At 64.9% G+C, this 19,151-nt stretch carries 20 protein-coding genes; 12 read left to right on the top strand and 8 right to left on the bottom strand.

What is annotated here, in order from left to right; translation table 11 throughout:
* The first annotated feature begins 64 nt into the window (after positions 1-64).
* Positions 65-1,036, top strand: coding sequence for a Bug family tripartite tricarboxylate transporter substrate binding protein (locus HV765_RS08495; protein ID WP_175169384.1), 972 nt, complete (start codon positions 65-67; stop codon positions 1,034-1,036).
* A gap of 115 nt (positions 1,037-1,151) precedes the next feature.
* The gene (locus HV765_RS08500) at positions 1,152-2,108 is read left to right on the top strand and encodes a 2-hydroxyacid dehydrogenase (RefSeq protein WP_175169565.1); all 957 of its coding nucleotides are present in this window, start codon (positions 1,152-1,154) and stop codon (positions 2,106-2,108) included.
* A gap of 124 nt (positions 2,109-2,232) precedes the next feature.
* On the opposite strand, the gene HV765_RS08505 is transcribed toward HV765_RS08500, so the two are convergent.
* The 3 genes from HV765_RS08505 to radA form a co-directional block, all read right to left on the bottom strand.
* Positions 2,233-2,472, bottom strand: a complete 240-nt coding sequence (locus tag HV765_RS08505) for a hypothetical protein (RefSeq protein WP_050730069.1) — start codon at positions 2,470-2,472, stop codon at positions 2,233-2,235.
* Positions 2,473-2,645: 173 nt separating this feature from the next.
* Positions 2,646-3,455: a sulfite exporter TauE/SafE family protein gene (locus tag HV765_RS08510; protein WP_054424932.1), complete on the bottom strand. Its 810-nt coding sequence runs from the start codon at positions 3,453-3,455 to the stop codon at positions 2,646-2,648.
* Positions 3,456-3,468: 13 nt separating this feature from the next.
* The gene (gene radA / locus HV765_RS08515) at positions 3,469-4,830 is read right to left on the bottom strand and encodes a DNA repair protein RadA (RefSeq protein ID WP_054424929.1); all 1,362 of its coding nucleotides are present in this window, start codon (positions 4,828-4,830) and stop codon (positions 3,469-3,471) included.
* Positions 4,831-5,172: 342 nt separating this feature from the next.
* Here radA and HV765_RS08520 point away from each other — a divergent pair, with 342 nt between their 5' ends.
* Together HV765_RS08520 and hpaR are read left to right on the top strand one after the other, a co-directional pair.
* Positions 5,173-5,823: a hypothetical protein gene (locus tag HV765_RS08520; RefSeq protein WP_175169385.1), complete on the top strand. Its 651-nt coding sequence runs from the start codon at positions 5,173-5,175 to the stop codon at positions 5,821-5,823.
* Positions 5,824-6,011: 188 nt separating this feature from the next.
* A complete protein-coding gene (gene hpaR, locus HV765_RS08525) occupies positions 6,012-6,476 on the top strand; it encodes a homoprotocatechuate degradation operon regulator HpaR (RefSeq protein ID WP_175169386.1) in 465 nt (154 codons plus the stop codon).
* A gap of 3 nt (positions 6,477-6,479) precedes the next feature.
* Here hpaR and hpaD read toward each other — a convergent pair whose 3' ends face one another.
* Positions 6,480-7,331: a 3,4-dihydroxyphenylacetate 2,3-dioxygenase gene (hpaD, locus tag HV765_RS08530; RefSeq protein WP_054424925.1), complete on the bottom strand. Its 852-nt coding sequence runs from the start codon at positions 7,329-7,331 to the stop codon at positions 6,480-6,482.
* 26 nt (positions 7,332-7,357) lie between these two features.
* The gene (gene hpaE / locus HV765_RS08535; protein WP_175169387.1) at positions 7,358-8,824 is read right to left on the bottom strand and encodes a 5-carboxymethyl-2-hydroxymuconate semialdehyde dehydrogenase; all 1,467 of its coding nucleotides are present in this window, start codon (positions 8,822-8,824) and stop codon (positions 7,358-7,360) included.
* Positions 8,825-9,081: 257 nt separating this feature from the next.
* Between hpaE and HV765_RS08540 the strand changes: the two genes are divergently transcribed.
* The 4 genes from HV765_RS08540 to hpaI are packed head-to-tail and all read left to right on the top strand — an operon-like array spanning position 9,082 to position 12,533.
* Positions 9,082-10,134 carry a fumarylacetoacetate hydrolase family protein gene (locus HV765_RS08540; RefSeq protein ID WP_175169388.1) on the top strand — a complete coding sequence of 351 codons (1,053 nt, stop codon included), beginning with the start codon at positions 9,082-9,084 and terminating at the stop codon, positions 10,132-10,134.
* A gap of 10 nt (positions 10,135-10,144) precedes the next feature.
* A complete protein-coding gene (locus tag HV765_RS08545) occupies positions 10,145-10,894 on the top strand; it encodes a fumarylacetoacetate hydrolase family protein (protein ID WP_175169389.1) in 750 nt (249 codons plus the stop codon).
* 19 nt (positions 10,895-10,913) lie between these two features.
* Entirely contained in the window at positions 10,914-11,717 is an 804-nt protein-coding gene (hpaH, locus tag HV765_RS08550; RefSeq protein ID WP_175169390.1) for a 2-oxo-hept-4-ene-1,7-dioate hydratase, read from the top strand.
* Positions 11,718-11,732: 15 nt separating this feature from the next.
* Positions 11,733-12,533, top strand: coding sequence for a 4-hydroxy-2-oxoheptanedioate aldolase (gene hpaI / locus HV765_RS08555; protein ID WP_175169391.1), 801 nt, complete (start codon positions 11,733-11,735; stop codon positions 12,531-12,533).
* A 66-nt stretch (positions 12,534-12,599) separates the two neighbouring features.
* Here hpaI and HV765_RS08560 read toward each other — a convergent pair whose 3' ends face one another.
* Both HV765_RS08560 and alr read right to left on the bottom strand, forming a co-directional pair.
* Positions 12,600-13,319, bottom strand: a complete 720-nt coding sequence (locus tag HV765_RS08560; protein ID WP_054424913.1) for an SDR family oxidoreductase — start codon at positions 13,317-13,319, stop codon at positions 12,600-12,602.
* A gap of 164 nt (positions 13,320-13,483) precedes the next feature.
* Complete coding sequence (alr, locus tag HV765_RS08565) at positions 13,484-14,611, bottom strand: alanine racemase (RefSeq protein ID WP_054424911.1); 1,128 nt, start codon at positions 14,609-14,611, stop codon at positions 13,484-13,486.
* 199 nt (positions 14,612-14,810) lie between these two features.
* Between alr and hpnC the strand changes: the two genes are divergently transcribed.
* Genes hpnC through hpnE form a run of 3 tightly spaced genes read left to right on the top strand, consistent with a single transcriptional unit; the run spans position 14,811 to position 17,840 of the window.
* Entirely contained in the window at positions 14,811-15,641 is an 831-nt protein-coding gene (gene hpnC, locus HV765_RS08570) for a squalene synthase HpnC (RefSeq protein ID WP_054424909.1), read from the top strand.
* A 16-nt stretch (positions 15,642-15,657) separates the two neighbouring features.
* Complete coding sequence (gene hpnD / locus HV765_RS08575; RefSeq protein ID WP_054424908.1) at positions 15,658-16,521, top strand: presqualene diphosphate synthase HpnD; 864 nt, start codon at positions 15,658-15,660, stop codon at positions 16,519-16,521.
* Positions 16,518-17,840, top strand: coding sequence for a hydroxysqualene dehydroxylase HpnE (hpnE, locus tag HV765_RS08580; protein ID WP_054424906.1), 1,323 nt, complete (start codon positions 16,518-16,520; stop codon positions 17,838-17,840). Before hpnD ends, hpnE begins: the two co-directional genes overlap by 4 nt.
* A 48-nt stretch (positions 17,841-17,888) precedes the next feature.
* On the opposite strand, the gene crcB is transcribed toward hpnE, so the two are convergent.
* Entirely contained in the window at positions 17,889-18,281 is a 393-nt protein-coding gene (gene crcB / locus HV765_RS08585; protein ID WP_054424905.1) for a fluoride efflux transporter CrcB, read from the bottom strand.
* Positions 18,282-18,521: 240 nt separating this feature from the next.
* On the opposite strand from crcB, the gene HV765_RS08590 reads away from it, so the two are divergent.
* On the top strand, positions 18,522-19,148 hold the full coding sequence (locus HV765_RS08590; protein WP_175169392.1) for a PepSY-associated TM helix domain-containing protein: 627 nt from the start codon (positions 18,522-18,524) through the stop codon (positions 19,146-19,148).
* Positions 19,149-19,151 lie beyond the last annotated feature (3 nt).

The following is a 19,151-nucleotide window of genomic DNA, read 5'->3' on the forward strand; positions in this document are numbered from 1 at the left end:
ATTCAGGCCCGGCCGCAACGCGTGAGCGCCGGGTTTTTCATCACCACGCGAACCAGGAGACACCATGAATAAACTGATCTGCGCCGCCGCCGCGGCGAGCGCCGTTCTACTTGGCGGGCCGGCTGCACAAGCGGCCGGCTACCCCGACAAGCCCGTCACGATGATCGTGCCGTTCGTGCCCGGCGGCTCGTCCGACATCACGGCGCGTTCGGTCACGCCCGCGCTGTCGAAGATCCTGGGCCAGACCTTCGTGGTTGAAAACAAGCCGGGCGCCAACAGCGCCATTGGCGCGCAGGCGCTGGCTCGCAGCACGCCTGACGGCTACACGATGATGGTCGGGTCGATTGGCACCTTCGCCATCAACGAAGCGCTGTACAAGAACCTGTCTTACAACCCCAGCAAGGATTTTGCGTATCTGACGCAAGCGGTGCGCAACCCGAACGTGCTGGTCGCCGCCCCCACCTTCCCTGCCGCCACCGTGGCCGAGCTGGTTGCGTACGCGAAGAAGAATCCGGGCAGCGTGTCGTACGCGTCGTCTGGCACGGGTTCGTCCGACCACCTGTCCGCCGTGCTGTTTCGCCAGCGCACGGACAGCACGGGTGTCGACGTACCCTACAAGGGCGGCGGCGCGGCCATTGCCGACCTGATCGGCGGACAAGTCAACGTGTCGTTCCAGAACCTGGGTGCGGTGCAGAACCACATCAAGGCCGGCAAGCTGAAAGCGTTGGCCATTACGGGCGATGCGCGCGCACCGGATCTGCCCGACGTGCCGACCCTGGCGGAAGCGGGCATCAAGGACATGGTGGTGTATTCCTGGCAAGGCTTCGCCGTGCCCAAGGGCACGCCGCCGGCCGTCGTGGAGCAATTGTCCAAGGCGCTGCAAACCGCGCTGCGCGACCCGAAGACCGAGCAAACGCTGCAAGGTTTAGGCTTTGAAGTGGTGGCCAACACGCCGCAGCAGTTCACGCAATTCCAGCAAGGCGAGGTCAAGCGCTGGAAGGACGTCATTCAGAAAGCCAACATCCAGCTGGAATGAGCCGTGGCTAAAGCCGCGGCATAAGCTCATGGGGATGCCTGCGGGCATCCCCGGTGCCTGATCCCAGGCCGAATCAAGTAGCATGACCGTTTTCGCCACCCACCCGTACGACAACATGACCACCAAGCAACGCATCATCCAGGTCGGCTCGCTGGCCGGCTCCCCCACCGCCAACAAGAGCCTGGCAGACCGCTATGACGTCGTGGAACTGTGGAAGTTTCCCGATCGCAAGGCGGCGCTGGCCGAACACGGCAAGGGCATCACCGCGGTTGTCACGTCGGCCAACTTCGGCGCCGACGCGGAACTCATCAACGCCCTGCCCGACCTCAAAGCCATTTGCAGCTGGGGCGTGGGCTACGAAACCATCGACGTGGAAGCCGCCAAGAAACGGGGCGTACAGGTCAGCAACACGCCTGACGTGCTGACGGATTGCGTGGCGGACCTGGCCTGGGGCCTGCTGATTGCCGGCGCCCGCCGCATGGGCCAGGGCGAACGCTTTGTGCGCGCTGACCAATGGGGCCAGGTGCATGGCAGCATCCCGCTGGGCCAGCGCGTCAGCGGCAAGAAGCTGGGCATTGTGGGCCTGGGCCGCATCGGTGAAGCCATTGCCAAGCGTGGCACGGGTTTCGACATGGACGTGCGTTATCACAACCGCAGAAAGCGCGACGACATCGCGTACGGCTACGAAGCGTCGCTGGTGGATCTGGCCAAGTGGGCCGACTTCCTGATGGTCGCCACCGTGGGCGGCCCGAGCACGCGCCATCTGGTGAATCAGCCCGTGCTGGAAGCGTTGGGCCCAACCGGCATCATCGTCAACATCGCGCGCGGCCCGGTCATTGATGAAGCGGCGCTGGTGGCGGCGCTGGAATCCGGCAAGCTCGGTTGCGCAGCCCTGGACGTGTTCGAACACGAACCCAAAGTGCCCGACGCGCTGAAGAAAAGCGACAAAGCTGTCGTGCTGCCGCACATCGGCAGCGCCACGCTGGAAACACGCCTGGGCATGGAAAACCTGATGCTGGATAACTTGCAGGCCTACTTCGATACGGGCCGTGTGATTACGCCGGTCGAATAAAAAACACCTGCTGCAAAAACGAAAAAGCCTCTCGGTGCCCATACCGAGAGGCTTTCGACTTTCCGGCCCCGCGGGATCGGCAGTCTTCCTGCAAAGGAACTACTTAAGGCTTTTCAGCCGCTTGCTACTTGGCCGGCGTCGTGGCGCCGGAATGGTCCATCTTTGATGCAGTGCCTGATTTCGCGGCCGCCGGTTTGGCGGACGTTTTGTCAGACTTGTGATGCTTGTGCTGCGCGTGGGTCTTGGTATCACCCGCCTTGGTCGTGGCATCGGCGCCGGCCGCGAACGCAGAAGGCGCAGCAGCAAGACCGAGGCACAAGGCCGAGGTGGATAAGAACGCAGCGATACGGGAGTGAGTCGTCATTTCATGAACTCCTGAATGTGCAAGGCTAAAAGCCTATCCGACACGGGGCGGCAACATCGCCGCTTACCCCGTACTCCGTTTGAAGAGCCGGCACGCGGAAGGTTCAACGCGGAACCACAAACTTTCGGACGCTAACGTTTGCTAATACAGGGGGTGTTAATACAGCGCCGCACTCAGCTTTCAAACGCCAGCAACGCCACGGTGGCGAACAGCATCAGCGCGAAGCTGGCTCTCAGCTTGCGTTCAGGCAGCTTGTACGCCAAGCGCACGCCAACCGGCACGAACAGCAAGCTGCCAATCGCCATGGGCAGGCCCACCATCCAGTTCGCCTGACCCGCCCATCCGTAGGTGATGAGCGCAATCGTGGAACCCGGAATCACCATGCTCAACGCGAGCGCCTGCGCCGTGGTCTGCGGCAGCCGGAAGACCGACGTGATGATGGGCACCGCCAGCACTGCGCCGCCCACCCCAAAGAAGCCGCCCAAGGTGCCGCACAACATGCCCAAGACGCTCGCACGACGGGGCGTGAAAGCAGGCGCTGCACGCGTTGGCTTTTGCGTTTGCGTTGCCGCTTTTTCTTTGTGTTTCTGATTGCCGGCGGCAACGCGGCCCGCGCGCCACGTCTGCCACACATAGAACAAGGCGATGAAGAACAGGAACACGGCGAAGCTTCGTCGCAAGACACTGGAGTCGATACCCAGCGCCAAACGCGCGCCCACCCACGTGAACAGCACGGCGCCCGCCGCACCTGCGGCGGCCACGCGCTTGTCGATGCGCGTCTGCTGGTTGTACTTGCGCACCGCCATCGTGATGGCGGGCAACACCATGATCAGCGCGGTGCCTTGCGCCAGTTGTTGCGACATGCCCATCAACAGCACCAGCGCGGGAATGGCGATAAGACCGCCCCCGATGCCCAGCACGCCGCCCATGAAACCAATCAGGCCACCCGCGGCCAGGCACGCGGCGATCACTAACAGACTCACAACATGCTCCCGATCAGCGCAGCTTGTCCAGCGCGGCGTCCAGGCGGTCCACCGCCCAGATCTCCAGACCCTCGATAGGCTGGCGCGGCGCGTTGGCCTTGGGGATGAGTGCAATCGAAAAGCCCAGCTTGGCGGCTTCGCGCAAACGTTCCTGGCCGCGCGGCGCGGGCCGGATCTCACCTGCCAGCCCCACTTCACCGAATGCAATCAGGCCACGCGGCAAGGGCTTGTCGCGCAACGACGACATGATGGCCAGCAGCACCGGCAAGTCGGCCGCGGGCTCCGTGATGCGCACGCCGCCCACGGCGTTGACGAACACGTCCTGGTCGAACGTGGTGACGCCCGCGTGCCGGTGCAGCACGGCCAGCAGCATCGCCAGCCGGTTGCCTTCCAGCCCGACCGTCAGCCGGCGCGGGTTGGGCGCGTGCGAGCTATCGACCAATGCCTGGATTTCAACCAGCAGCGGGCGCGTGCCTTCCTGCGTGGCCATCACGCAGGAACCGGCCACCTGCTGTTCGTGTTGCGACAAGAACAGCGCGGACGGGTTGGCCACGCCACGCAGACCGCGGTCGGTCATGGCGAAGACGCCAAGTTCATTCACTGCACCAAAACGGTTCTTGAAGGCGCGCACCAGGCGGAACGACGAATGCGTATCGCCTTCGAAATACAGCACCGTATCCACGATGTGTTCGAGCACGCGCGGACCCGCCAGCGCGCCGTCTTTGGTGACGTGGCCGATCATGACGATGGCGATGCCCGTCTGCTTGGCCAGCCGCGTCAACTGCGCGGCGCACTCGCGCACCTGCGACACGGAGCCCGGCGCGGCGCTGAGTTCACCGCTGTACAGGGTTTGAATGGAATCGATAACGGCAACGGTCGGCTTCTGCTCGGACACGGCAGCCTGAATGGCTTCCAGCCGGATCTCGGCCAGCAGATTGACGTTGCCGGTCTGCAAGTCAAGGCGGCGGGCGCGCAAGGCGACCTGCTCGGCGGACTCTTCGCCCGTCACGTACAGCACGGGCGTGGTCTCGGACAGCGAAGCCAGCGCTTGCAGCAGCAGCGTGGATTTGCCGATGCCGGGGTCCCCCCCAATCAGCACCACGGCGCCGGCCACCAGACCGCCGCCCAGCACGCGGTCAAATTCGTCCAGGCCGGTAGGCTGGCGCGGCGTTTCGCGGGCTTCGATTTCGGACAGGCTGCGCACCGGGCTGGCCGAGGCCAGCGGGGCATAGCGGTGGGCGGACGCGGCGGGCGACGACGACTCCACCGTTTCTTCCAGCGTGTTCCAGGCGTTGCAATGCGGGCATTTGCCCTGCCACTTCGGGGTCGTGCCGCCACAGTCGGCGCACACATATACGGTTCGGGATTTGGCCATGCGCGAAAGTGTACTGGCAACCCTCGCGTCCCGGGGCGCAGAACCGGGACCAAAATGCGCATTGAACGGCCACATTGACGTGCTGCGGGGCACGAGTCTGTCATTCTGCTTTCAGTATTAGGGACGGGCCAAAGTTACATCATGCAAATAGAAGAAATTCCCTGCCGGAATCCCGCAAATCGCGCATAATCGACGGATGCAGCGCGGCCTGCTTCTCACAAGCCGCATAAACCGGAACAAGACCCCAGCCCCGACGAGATCGCCGGACCACCGGCGCGGCGCCCAGCAAAGGTCAAACGCGAATACGTCCTCCCACCGGGCGTATGCGCGAGGAGTACGCGCATGAGCATTACCTATCGCCCCCCTTTCGATGAAGACGATGAACGGGATCTGCGCGCCCTGTACCGTAAGCCCAGACCCGGGAGCAGTCCCGAACTTGACGCCGCGGTGCGCCGAGCCTGGCACCCTGGCCACAGCTGGCACCCCGGCTGGGCTGCAGCGGCATGCGCCGCGATGGTGGCGGGCCTGTTCGCCTGGACGGACATGCGCGAAAGCGCCGACGCCCCCGAGCTGAACGCGCAGCTTGTCGCCCCGCATGAAGTTGGCACCAGCGCCGAACGTTCGCCGCCCCCCGTCGCCCTGACCGATGCGCTGGCCGGAAAATCCCCAGCGCCCGCCGTCACCCAGCGCGTTTCTGTTTCCGCATCGGCGTCGGAGTCAACGGCCGAGCCCATCCAGAGCCAGGCGGCTCAAGTGGCTCCGGCCCCGGAAGCCGCTGCCGCCGGTACGGCACAGCCCGCCGAGGCGACGGCCACCGACGTCGTCGCGTTCAGCGAAGAAGATATCGAGGCTCGCGTGGCTCACATCCGGTCGCTGATGCAGAACGACCAGCAGGACGACGCCGTGCAAGCGCTGCGCGAATTGCAGCAAGGCGCGCCCGACCTGACCTTGCCTGACGACCTTCAGGAACTGGCCCAGCAAAACCCGGCCTGAGCTCACGGCCCGAACTCACGGCTCGAACTCACGGCCTGACCTTCCGTCCTGACCTTACGTCCTTGATCCGGCCCCCGGCCCCGCCCATTACGGCGGCGCCGGGGGCCGTGTTGCATCCCCGCCGCAAGCCGTTCAGGATCAAGAAACAGTGGTCAAAAAAAGGGTGGCTTCTTGCTAACATAGCCGCCATGAGTCCGAGCTTCCACCACCGCAATCTTCCCCACCTGCTGCTCTACGCACGCGAAACCCTGATGGCGCATTTCCGACCCGTATTGCACGCGGCCGGCGTCACCGAACAACAATGGCGGGTGTTGCGCACCTTGAGCGAAGTCGGCTCGATGGAACCGAACCAGATCGCGCGCAGCTGTCAGATCCTTAGCCCCAGCCTGACCCGCATGCTGGCCGGCATGGAAGAACAAGGCCTGATCAAGCGCGTGCGCTCCAGCGCCGACCAGCGCCGCCAGGAAATCTCGCTGACCCCCAAGAGCAACAAGCTGATCGACCGGATGCGTCCGCACGTGGATGCGAAGTACCAAGAGATCGAAGCCAAGATCGGCAAGGAATTGCTTGACCGCCTGTACCGCGACGTCGACACCATGGTCGACCTGATCAAGCAGAATACGCCGGCATCGCGCGATGCCGACGAAGGCTGAAACTCAGTCGGGCACCGGGAAGATCGCGTTGATCTGCCCCGTGCCGGAGCTGGTGAAGTAATCGGTGACGATCTCCACCGGCTTGTCGTAAGCGTCCCACCCCAGCAAGCCCAGCAGCATCGCCGTGTCGTGCATGCCGCCCTCGCCCACGCACAGCTCGGCGTACTCCGGCAGCATGGCGCAGAACGTCTTCCAATCCCCCTGGCGCCACAGATCGACCACCCGCAGATCCACCTGACGATGGAACTCGCGGCTGATCTGGTGCATGGCGGCTTCTGGGCTGTTGTTGTCGTTGAACCGATGTGACAACGAACCGCTGGCCAGCACGGCGACGCGGTTATCGCTGGCTTCGATCGCCTGACGCAAGGCGGCGCCGAAGCGCCGGCTTTCATCCAGACCATGCCAGGCGCACCATGCCGCCACCGACACCACATTGAAACGGCCGTCGCCGTTCATGTAGCGCATGGGAACCAGCGTGCCGTATTCCAGTTCCAGGCTGTCGATCTCGTGCGTGCGCGTGCCCACGCCCGCCGCGTTGGCGCATTCGGCGATGCGGCGGCCCAGTTCAGGGTTGCCGCCGTAGGCGTAGTCCATGTCCTTGATGAAGTGCGGCAGTTCGTTGCTGGTGTAGCGGCCCGCAAAGCGCGCATTGGCGTTCACGTGATAGCCCGCGTTCACCAGCCAGTGCACGTCCAGCACCACAATCGTATCCACATCCAGATCGCGGCAACGCTGGCCGATTTCGCGGTGGCCCTGGATGGCGGCCTCGCGGCAGCCGTGGTGCTTGCCGGGAAGTTCCGACAGATACATCGACGGCACGTGCGTCACTTTCGCCGCCAGCGCAAGCTTGCCCATGATGGTTGTCTCCTTGGTGCAGGGGCTCAAACGCCCCATTTCGGTATGTGGTGGCTGCCCATCGACACGCAGACGTTTTTGATTTCGGCGAAGACCTCGTAGCTGTATTCGCCGCCTTCGCGCCCCGTGCCGGATTCCTTGGTGCCGCCGAACGGCTGACGCAAGTCGCGCACGTTCTGGCTGTTGATGAACACCATGCCGGCCTCGATGCCGCGCGCCAGACGGTGGGCGCGGCCAATGTCGCTTGTCCAGATGTAGGACGCCAGGCCGTATTTGACATCATTGGCCAGCGCCAAGCCTTCGGCCTCGTCCTTGAACGGGATCAGGCAGGCAACGGGGCCGAAGATTTCTTCCTGCGCGCAACGCATGCGGTTGTCGACGTCGGCCAGCACGGTCGGGCGCACGAAGTTGCCGCCCGATAAATGCGCCGGCAGCCCGGCCGGCTTGCCTGCGCCACCGGCCAGGATGTGCGCGCCCTCTTGCTCGGCCAGCTGGATGTAGCCCGTTACCTTTTCCCAATGCTGGCGCGTGATCATCGCGCCCACATGCGTGGCGTCATTCATCGGGTCACCCACCGCCAGCCGTTCGGCGCGCGCGGCGAATTTGCGCACGAAGTCGGCGTAGATGGTTTCTTGGACGAAGATGCGGGAGCCCGCCGTGCAGCGTTCACCATTCAACGAAAAGATGGTGAACAACGCGGCGTCCAGCGCGCGCTCGACATCGGCATCATCAAAGATCAGCACGGGCGACTTGCCGCCCAGTTCCATCGAGAACTTCTTGATGCCGCCGGCGCTGGTCATGATTTTTTTACCGGTGACGGTGCCACCGGTAAACGAGATAGCGCGCACGCCGGGGTGGCGCACCAACGCGTCGCCCGCCGTTGCGCCCATGCCCTGCACCACGTTCAGCACGCCGGCGGGGATGCCGGCTTCAAGGGCCAGGCGGCCCAGCTGATCTGCCGTCAGTGGCGAGAGTTCAGACATCTTCAGCACTGCCGTATTGCCCAGCGCGAGACATGGCGCGGTTTTCCACGTGGCCGTCATGAAAGGCACGTTCCACGGCGACACCAGCGCGCACACGCCCACCGGCTGGTACAGCGTGTAGTTCAGCATCTGGTCATCGACGGGATAGGTATGCCCGTTCATGCGCGTGCAGACCTCGGCGAAGAAATTGAAATTCTCGGAGGCGCGCGGAATCAGCTGCTTGCGGGTTTGCGAGATCGGCAGGCCGGTGTCCTGCGTTTCAAGTTCGGCCAGCATGGGCACGTTCTGGTCGATCAGTTCGCCCAGCCGGCGCATCAGCCGCGCGCGTTCCTTGGCGGGCGTGTTGGCCCATTTTGGAAAGGCGGCCGCCGCGGCGGACACGGCGGCGTCGATTTCGGCCTGGCCGCCCGACGCCACTTCGTCGATGGCGTCGCCCGTGGCCGGGTTGTAGGTAATGAAGCGGTCTTGGCTGTCGACCTGCTCCCCATTGATCCAGTGCTTGATGCTCATCGCGGCTCCTCGTCCCGTGCTCGGCGGTGATGGCCGCCACTTTTTAATTAACACGTTAACATTATGCCGGCGAAAGGCAGGCTGTCAACGTCTGAAAACCACTAGCGGAGGGCAAGCGGGGTTGCTCGCATTTGGCGTTGCGGCACGGTTGCTCCTCGGTTGCCGCCCCCGTTGCAGCCCCGTTGCAGCCCCGTTGCCGCTCACTCCGGATTTCATTATGCTAATTAACATGCTAACAATATTGTGCGGGAGACCCCATGCCCCATATCTGGATTGAGTACTCGGGCAATCTGGCCCTGGATACGCGCGCCCTGATGCGCACCGTACAGGCTGCCGCCGTGGGTGACGGCAGCCTGTTTCCGTTGGCCGGCGCCCGCACCCGCGCCTTGCGGGTGGATGATTGCCTGATCGTCGATGGCCACCCAGACAATGCGTTCGTCCATGTGGTGCTGCGCATCGGACATGGCCGCAACGACGCGCAAAAGGCCGCGCTGGGTGAACGCGTTTTCCAGGCGCTGACCACGGTGCTGGCGCCGCAGATGGCCGCGCGCCCCTTGGGGATTTCGATGCAGATCGAAGAGGCAGACCCCGTGCTGAACTACAAGCTGAACAACTACCGCGACTATCTGGCGGCCAGAGCCGCCCAGACAAGTGCCGCGCTCGCCGCGCCGCCGCGCAGCGTGGTGGGTGCGGCGCTGAACACGCGGCAAGCGTTGGCCGCCTTGGGCAGCGCCGTGGACGCCCCGCCCTACAAGGCCGCGCCCAAGGCGCCCGTGCTCTACATCAAACCCGCAAACACCTATGCGCAAGACGGCGACGTCATCACGCTGCCGGCGGACATCACTGAAGTGCAAGTGGGCGCCACCTTGGGCGTGGTGTTCGCACGCCGCGCAACACGGCTGAGCGAGTCGGAAGCGTTGGACGTGGTGGCGGGGTATCGCGTAGTGGCCGATTTGTCTGTGCCGCACGCGAGCTACTTCCGCCCCGCCCTCAAACAGCAATGCCGCGACGGATTCTGCCCTATTGGCCGTGATTTGGCGCCCGCCTCTGCCATTGCCAACCCCGACGCGCTCGACATCGAGGTGTGGGTGGATGGCGTGGTCGCGCAGCGCGCCAGCACCGCCGACCTGGTCCGCCCCGTTGCCCGCCTGATCGCCGACGTGACGCAGTTCATGAGCTTTGAGGCGGGCGACATGCTGCTGGTTGGCACGCCGCACGACGCGCCGCGCCTGCGCGCCGGGCAGCGCTACGACATCCGCATCGCGCAGGTTGGCACGTTGGGCAACGCGTTGGCCGCCGCCACGGTTTAAGGACGAATCCATGAAACACGCACGCATCGCCTATGAAGGCGCTATCCACGCCGCCACCGAAGCGCAGCCCGGCCACGTCCGCCTGGCCGACGGCCGCGTCCTGGCCGAAGACGCCGTGACGTGGCTGCCGCCCATCGAACCGCGCACGACCTTCACGCTGGCCATCAATTACGCGGACCATGCCAAAGAGCTGGCCTTCAAGGCGCCCGACGAACCCTTGGGCTTTCTGAAGGCGGCCAACACCTTCGTCGGGCACCGCGCGCAAACGCTGCGCCCGGCCGACGTCGGCTTCATGCACTATGAATGCGAGCTGGCTGTCGTGATCGGCAAAACGGCGCGCGGCGTCTCGCGCGATCAAGCCTACGACTACGTGGCGGGCTACACGGTGGCCAACGATTACGCGCTGCGCGACTACCTGGAAAACTGGTATCGCCCCAACCTGCGCGTGAAAAGCCGCGACACCTGCACGCCACTGGGCCCTTGGCTGGTCGACCGCGACGACGTGCCAGACCCCATGAACCTGAATCTGCGCACCACCGTCAACGGCGTCGAAACCCAACGCGGCAATACGCGCGACATGGTGTTCGACGTACCCGCCCTGATCGAATACTTCAGCAGCTTCATGACGCTTTCCGCGGGCGACCTGATCCTGACCGGCACGCCCGACGGCATCGTCAATGTGGCGCCGGGTGACGAAGTTGTCACTGAAATCGAAGGCATCGGCCGGCTGGTCAACACGCTTGTTCCCTACCCCTCGTGAGCCCTCTACAGGACACCCCATGCTAGACACCCAAACGGTGCGCAACCTTGCCGCGCGCCTGCACGACGCCGAACGCAGCCGGCAGCAGATCGGCCAGATTTCACTGGAACACCCGGACATCACCATCGCCGACGCGTACGCCATTCAGCGCGCGTGGATGGACATCAAGCTGGCAGAAGGCCGCGTGAAGCGCGGGCACAAGATTGGGCTGACGTCGCGCGCCATGCAGCAGGCATCGCAAATCAACGAACCCGATTTCGGCATGCTGCTGGACGATATGTTCTTTGCCGATGGCAGCGACATTCCCGCAAGCCGGTTCATCCTGCCGCGCCTGGAAGTCGAGCTGGCGTTTGTGCTGGGCAAGCGGCTGCAAGGCCCGAACGTGACGTTGTTCCAGGTGTATGACGCGGTGGATTACGTGATCCCGGCGCTTGAGATCATCGACGCGCGCTCACACGGCATCGACCCCGCCACGCAGCGCCCGCGCAAGGTGTTCGACACCATCGCCGACAACGCCGCGAACGCGGGCGTGGTGATGGGCGGTCGGCCCGTGAAGATCGGCGAGCTGGACTTGCGTTGGGTGGGCGCCATCTTGTCGCGCAACGCCGTCATCGAGGAAACCGGCGTGGCCGCAGGCGTCTTGAATCACCCGGCCAATGGCGTAGTATGGCTGGCTAACAAGCTGGCCGCCCACGACGTGGCGCTGGAAGCCGGGGAGATCATTTTGTCGGGTTCGTTCACGCGCCCGATCGCAGCCCGGCCCGGCGACACCTTCAATGTCGACTACGGCGTGCTGGGTTCCGTCAACTGTCATTTCATCTAACACGGCATGCCGTCCATGGACATCCTGACCAACACCTTCAAGCAAGCCTTGCGCGACCGCCAACCCCAGATCGGCCTGTGGGCCGGGCTGGCCAGCGCCTACACCTCCGAGATCGTCGCCGGCGCCGGCTTTGACTGGCTGCTGATTGACGGCGAACACGCCCCCAACACCTTGCAGACGACGCTGTCGCAACTGCAATCGGTGGCCGCTTACCCGGTAGCCGCCGTGGTGCGCCCCGCCTGGAACGACCCGGTACAGATCAAGCAGATTCTGGACACCGGCGCGCAGACCTTGCTGGTGCCGATGATTCAGTCCGCCGACGAAGCGCGCGCGGCGGTGGCCGCCGTGCGCTATCCGCCCGCAGGCATTCGTGGCGTGGGCAGCGCGCTGGCGCGTTCGTCGCGTTGGAACCGCATCCCGAATTACCTGGAGCGCGCGAACGACCAGATGTGCGTGCTGGTGCAAATCGAAACGCCGGCCGGCCTCGCCGCGCTGGATGAGATCCTGGCGGTGGAAGGGGTGGACGGCGCCTTCATCGGCCCGGCCGACCTGTCGGCGGGCATGGGCTACCTGGGGCAGCCTGACCACCCCGAGGTCTTGAAGACCATCGACGACGCCATCACCCGCATCGTGCGCTCGGGCAAGGCCGCGGGCATCCTGCACGGCGGCGTGGCGCAAGCCAAGCACTATCTGGAATTGGGCGCCACCTTTGTGGCCGTGGGCGTGGACGCCATTCTGCTGGCGCGCGCCGCCGAAAACCTGGCGGCGCAATTCAAGGATGTGAAGCCGGTGGCAGCGGGCAAAGGTCCGTACTGACCGCGGTATTCACGAATAAAAAAAGCGCACCTTGTGCGCTTTTCTCTTGGGGCCGACGGAACGCAATCAGGAACGACCGCCCAGGCTGCCCCCGCCATCCACGCCCAGCACCTGGCCGGTAATGAAGCCCGCGTCATCGGACAGCAGGAAGGCGATGGCGGCGGCCACTTCGGCCGGCGTGCCCAGGCGCTTCATGGGCACGGAAGCCAGCGCGCGCTTTTCGCCTTCGCTGCCAGCCGGGCGCGTGGCGCGGAACATTTCGGTTTCGATCGGGCCGGGGGCCACCGCATTGGCGGTGACGCCATACTCGGCCAGCTCCAGCGCCCAGGTGCGGGTGCAACCGACCAGCGCGTTCTTGGCGGCGGAATACGCAGTGCGGTCCAGGCCGCCATAAATGGCGCGGCTGACGACGTTGACGATGCGGCCGGCGCGGCGCACTTTCATGGATTCAATAAAGGCCTGCGTGACTTGCACCGCCACGCGCACGTTCAAGTCCAGCACGTTGTACAGCGTGGCCAGATCAATTTCACCCAGCGGTTGCGGCGACGCGATGCCGACGTTGTTGACGACGGCGTCGACGGGGAATTTCTCGCGGATTTCGCGCAGCACTTCTTCGGTGCGGCCAGCGTCGGCCAGGTCACAGGCGTACAGATAACCGGGGAAATCGACATCCGTCGTGTTGCGCGCGATGCCCACCACATGACAACCCATGTCGGACAGCCGCTGCGTCAGCGCCCAGCCTATGCCCTTGGTGGCACCCGTAATGAGCACGCATTTGTCCTTCATGGATCGAAACCTCGTAGTCTGTTTGCTTGGTCAAAAACGGGCGCTTGGGCGCCCGGTGTTCCCAGTAGACACCATCCTGAGATGGCTGTCTTGTAAATTGCGTAGCAAATCTTGCCCGGCGGACACCCTGCCGCCCGGGACGGCAGGCGGCGAAATCAGCGCGTTCAGGCGTCGCGGGTGACGGGTACGCGGGGCGCCAGTGCGCACAGCAGCTCGTAGCCGATGGTGCCGGCGGCCATGGCCACTTCGTCCACCGACGGGCCGTCTTCGCCGAACAGCACGACGGGCGCGCCGACGCCCGCGGCGGGAATCGGGTCCAGGTCGACGATCAGCATGTCCATGGATACGCGGCCCAAGAGCTGGGTGCGGATGCCGGCCACGACAACCGGCGTGCCGGTGGTGGCGTGCCGCGGGTAGCCGTCGGCGTAGCCGCAGGCGACGATGCCCACGCGCATGGGGCGTTCGGCGCGGAAGATGGCGCCGTAGCCCACCGAATCGCCCGCCTTCAGCTCTTGCACCGCGATGATCTCGGAGCTGAGCGTCATGGCAGGCTTCAGGCCGAACGACGTGGCTTCAGCATCCGCGAACGGCGACGCGCCGTACAGGCAGATGCCCGGGCGCACCCAATGGGTTTGCGCCGGGGTGCTGACCGCGATGTCGGCAAAGCGCAAGGTGGCGGCCGAGTTGCAGACGCTGATTGCGCCCGGCATCTTATGCGTCACCGAATTAAACACGGCCAGTTGCTCGGTCACGCCTTGGGGGCCGTCCGCGCAGGCAAAGTGCGTCATCTTGCCCACCGAACCCAGCGTGCCCTGCTGTTGCAGCAGCATCGCGCGTTCATGGGCGGCGGGATAGGCGGCGGGGCTGAAGCCCAGGCGGTTCATGCCGCTGTTCAGCTTCAGCATGACGTCCACGCGGCGGGTGAAACGCGCGCGCGCCAGCATGTCCAGCTGTTCGCGGTTGTGTACGGTGGTGCTGAGATGGTAGCGGTCGACCAGATCCAGGTCGGACGGCTTGAAGAACCCTTCCAGCAGCAGAATGGGGCCGCCCCAACCGGCTTCGCGGCAGCGCACGGCTTCGTCCAGATCCAGCATCGCCAGGCCTTGCGCCTTGGAGAACCCCGTGACCGCTTGCTCAATGCCGTGTCCATACGCGTTGGCCTTGATGACCGCCCAGATGGAGGGCGGCAGGCCGGACGCGGCGGCGGCGGTTTGTTCAAGATGGTGGCGCACGGTGGCAAGATTGTGCGCAAGCGCGGAGACGGAAACAGTGGCTGATATGGGGCGCGGCATGGTGTGAGATCCTGTGGCGCTTAAGTCTAACTGATCGACGCCCTCGCGGGGACGCCCTCGCAGGGACGCCCTCGCAGGGATGCCCTCGCAGGGATGCCCTCGCCGGTACGCCCTGACGGGGATAGCGCCCCGCCCAAAAAAGCGACTACTCTAAAATGCGTCGAACACGGTCCACCGGACCCGATCTGCACCGCTATCCATGTCCATCGATCACTACGAAAACTTTCCCGTCGCCTCGCTGCTGCTGCCGCGCAGGCTTCGCGGCGCCGTGACCGATATCTACCGGTTCGCCCGCTCGGCGGACGATATCGCCGACGAAGGCAGCGCGTCTGACGCCGAACGTCTGGCGCAGCTGGCCGCCTACCGCACCGAGCTGCACCGCATTGGCGCGGAGCCCGGCACGGTGCCCCCGCCCGGCCTGCCGCCGTTGTCGGACGTCTTCACGCCGCTGGCCAAGACCATCGCCCAGCACCAGTTGCCCATCACGCCGTTCTACGACCTGTTGTCCGCCTTTGAGCAGGACATCACCGTCAAACGCTACGAAGACTACGCGTCGCTTGCCGACTATTGCACGCGCTCGGCCAACCCGGTTGGCCGCCTGATGCTGCATCTGTTCAATGCCACCAGCCCGCAGGACATCGCCGAAAGCGACGCCATCTGCACCGGGCTGCAACAGGTGAACTTCTGGCAGGACGTGCGGGTGGACTGGCACAAGCATCGCGTCTACCTGCCACAGGAAGACCTGCGCCGCCACGGCGTCACCGATGACGACCTGGCCGCCTGCCGCCTGACGCCCGCGTGGCGCGAGTTGATGGCCTTCCAGGTCGAACGCACGCGAGCGCTGCTACACTTCGGCGCTCCGCTGGCGCGCCGCCTGCCGGGCCGCATCGGCCTGGAGCTTCGCCTGGTGGTGCAAGGCGGGCTGCGCGTGCTGGAGCGTATCGAGGCAAGCAGCTACGATGTATTCATGAATCGCCCCGAATTGGGCGCCAAAGACTGGGCCATCATGCTGTGGCGCTCTATCAAGTAACAGGCCCTGCCTATCTATGACCCCTGACGAATACTGCCAGGAAAAGGCCGCGAAAAGCGGTTCCAGCTTCTACTACTCATTCCTGTTCCTGCCCCCCGAACGCCGCCGCGCGATCACGGCGCTGTACGCCTACTGCCGCGAAGTGGACGACGTGGTGGACGAATGCACCGACCCGTCGCTGGCGCGCATCAAGCTGGCGTGGTGGCGCACGCAGGTCGACCAGATGTTCGACGGCAAGCCCGATCACCCCGTGACGCGCGCGTTGCAGCCGCATCTGGAAAGCTGTTCGATCACCCGCGAGCGCCTGCTGGCTGTGGTCGATGGCATGGAAATGGATCTGGACCAGACCCGCTATCTGGACTGGCCTGGCCTGCGCAAATACTGCTGGCACGCCGCTGGCGTGGTGGGCGAACTCTCGGCTGGCGTGTTCGGCTACAGCGATCCCAAGACGCTGGTCTACGCTGAAAAGCTGGGCTTGGCGTTCCAGATGACCAACATCATCCGTGACGTTGGCGACGATGCGCGCCGCGGCCGCATCTACATTCCGGTGAACGACATGCAGCAGTTCGAGGTCAAGGCCTCGGACATTCTGAACGGCGAATACTCGGACCGTTTCAGCGCGCTGATGAAGTTCCAGGCCGACCGCGCCCGTGAGCTTTACCGCGAGGCCATGAGCAATCTGCCCGAAGTTGACCGCCGGTCGCAACGCCCTGGGCTGATGATGGCGGCGATCTATTACGCGCTGCTTGACGAGATCGAGCGCGACAACTGGCAGGTGCTGCATCAGCGCATCTCGCTCACGCCGCTGCGCAAACTGTGGCTGGCCTGGAAAACCTGGGTGGGCGGCGGACGCGGACTGGTCCGCCGGTTGGCGCGGTGAAGGCGGCGGTAATCGGCGCGGGCTGGGCTGGCTTGGCGGCCAGCGTGGCCCTGCGTGAAGCCGGCGCCAAAGTCACCGTATTCGAAGCCGGCCACACGCCTGGCGGCCGCGCCCGCCGCGTGTTCCACGAAGCCTTTGAAGCCCCGCTGGACAACGGCCAGCATCTGTTGTCGGGCGCCTACCGGCAAACGCTGGCGCTGATGCGCCGCGTGGGCCGCAACCCCGACGCGCTGCTGATGCGCCGCCCGTTGCGGCTGGCCAGCCTGGACGGCCGCTTCCATCTGTCTGCCCCCCGCCTGCCCGCTCCGCTGCACATGGCGATTGCCATCCTGCGCGCGCGCGGCTTGTCGTGGTCCGACCGCTTTGCCTCGCTGCGGCTGATGCGCGGCTTGAAAGCCATGTCGTGGTCGCCGCCGCGCGACTGGACGGTGCTGCAATTGCTGCACTATCACGCGCAATCCGATGTGCTGATCCGGCAAATCTGGGAACCGCTGTGCCTGGCCGCGCTGAACACGCCCACGGCCACGGCCAGCGCCACGTTGTTTGCCCGCGTGCTGCGCGACAGCCTGGCCGGCGTGCGTGAAGACAGCGACCTGCTGCTGCCCTGCACCGACCTGTCCGCGCTGTGGCCCGACGCCGCCGCGCGCCAGGTCACGATGCGCTACGGCAGCACCGTGCGCCAGTTGCATCCGTCGGATGACGGCATCGTCGTCAACCAGGAACGCTTTGACGCCGCCGTGCTGGCCGTGCCGCCCACCTACGCCGCGCGCCTGCTGGACGCCCCCTTGCGCGAAGCCGGTGCGACCGGCCTGCTAGAAGCCCTGAAAGCGTTCGACTACCTGCCCATCGCCACCCTGAACCTGCGGCTGGCCGAACCGTGGCGGCTGCCCGAACCCATGATGATGCTGCGTGAAGAAGCCGCCCGCGGCCACGTCGGCCAATGGCTATTCGACCGCGCGCAATTGGCGGGTGACGCCAATTCGGGCGAACTGGCGGTGGTGGCCAGCGCCGCCACCAGCATCGCCGAACGCAATCGCCAGCAGGTGATCGAAGCGCTGATCGACCAGGTGGCGGAACAGGCAGCGCGCCATCCCGCGCGCCTGCCGGCCATGCCAGAGGTGTCGGCAGCGGAATTGCTGATTGAAAAACGCGCCACCTTCGCCGCGGTGCCGGGCCTGACCCGTCCACTAAACACCACGCCGTGGCCGACGTTGGCCCTGGCCGGCGACTGGACCGACACCGGCTACCCCGGCGTGTTGGAAGGCGCGGTACGCAGCGGCCTGCAAGCCGCCCGCGTGCTGAACCCGCACGCCAGCTGACCGTATCAATGCCTGGGCCCGTGCGGCGGACGCCCGTCCGCCGCCGGCTCAGCGCAGCAAGTGCGCGGTAGCCAGACCCGCCGCCGTCAGCGCCAACGACCCGATCAGGCTCAACCCCGCATAGCTCAGCGCGGTGCCATACGCGCCGCGTTCCAGCATGGCGACCGTTTCGGCCGAGAAGGTCGAGAACGTGGTCAGCCCGCCCATGAACCCGGTGATGACGCCCAGCCGCACCCATGCGGGCCATTCCGGATGCCCGGCCACCAGCGCCAGCACCAGCCCCACCAGATACCCGCCCGCCAGATTGACCGCGAACGTGCCCCATGGCCACGACTCCACGTTCAACCACAGGCTGACCAGCCAGCGCGCCCACGCGCCCAAGACGGCGCCCAGGCCCACGGCCAGAAAATTCAGGGGAATCAGGGTTTGGTAGACGGACATGGGCGTGTGGATATACCAGGGACTTGGCAAGAACGAAGCAGGAACGACGCAAGGACGAAAAGCAAGGACGAAGCAAAAAATAAGTGGCCTATCTTATCGCCGGGCGGCGTCTTGCACCTGACGACGTGCTTAGAAATGGATTGAAATCTTCTTCTTCGCTTTGCCGGCGCGTTAATGCGGTCTTTTATAAGAGTAATTCTCATTAAATGTTAGAATCCGCCGCTTCAAACCGAATCCCGCATGGACAGTCAACCTACTCCCCGGCGTCGCGCCTACTGGCTCAAAACGCTGCATCAATGGCACTGGATCAGCTCGGCCCTGTGCCTGCTGGGAATGCTGTTGTTCGCCATCACCGGCCTCACGCTGAACAACGCGTCGCACATTGAATCGAAGGCGGTGGTCGCCACCCGCCAGGCGCAGTTGCCCGAGCCCGTGTTGAAGCAGTTGACCGCCCCCGCCGGGCAAAAAAAGGCGCCGCTGCCCGCGTCCGTTGCCCAATGGCTGGACGACACGCTGGATGCCGCCACCGCCAACAAAACCGCTGAATGGTCCGCCGACGAGGTGTATTTGTCGTTGCCGCGCGCCGGTGGCGACGCCTGGCTGTCCATCGACCGGGCCAGTGGCGAAGTCGAATACGAACGCACCGACCGCGGTTGGGTGTCGTACCTGAACGATCTGCACAAGGGCCGCAACACCGGCCTGGCGTGGAGCTGGTTCCTTGATATTTTCGCCGTCGCCTGTCTGGTCTTTTCGCTGACCGGACTGGTGCTGCTCAAGATGCACGCCGGTAACCGCAGCGCGACCTGGCCCATGGTGGGGCTGGGCGTCGTGATCCCCGTGGTTCTGGCCCTGCTCTTCATCCACTGATTC

Origin of the sequence: Achromobacter kerstersii (assembly GCF_902859595.1) — a bacterium.
GTDB classification, from domain to species: Bacteria; Pseudomonadota; Gammaproteobacteria; order Burkholderiales; family Burkholderiaceae_B; genus Achromobacter; species Achromobacter kerstersii.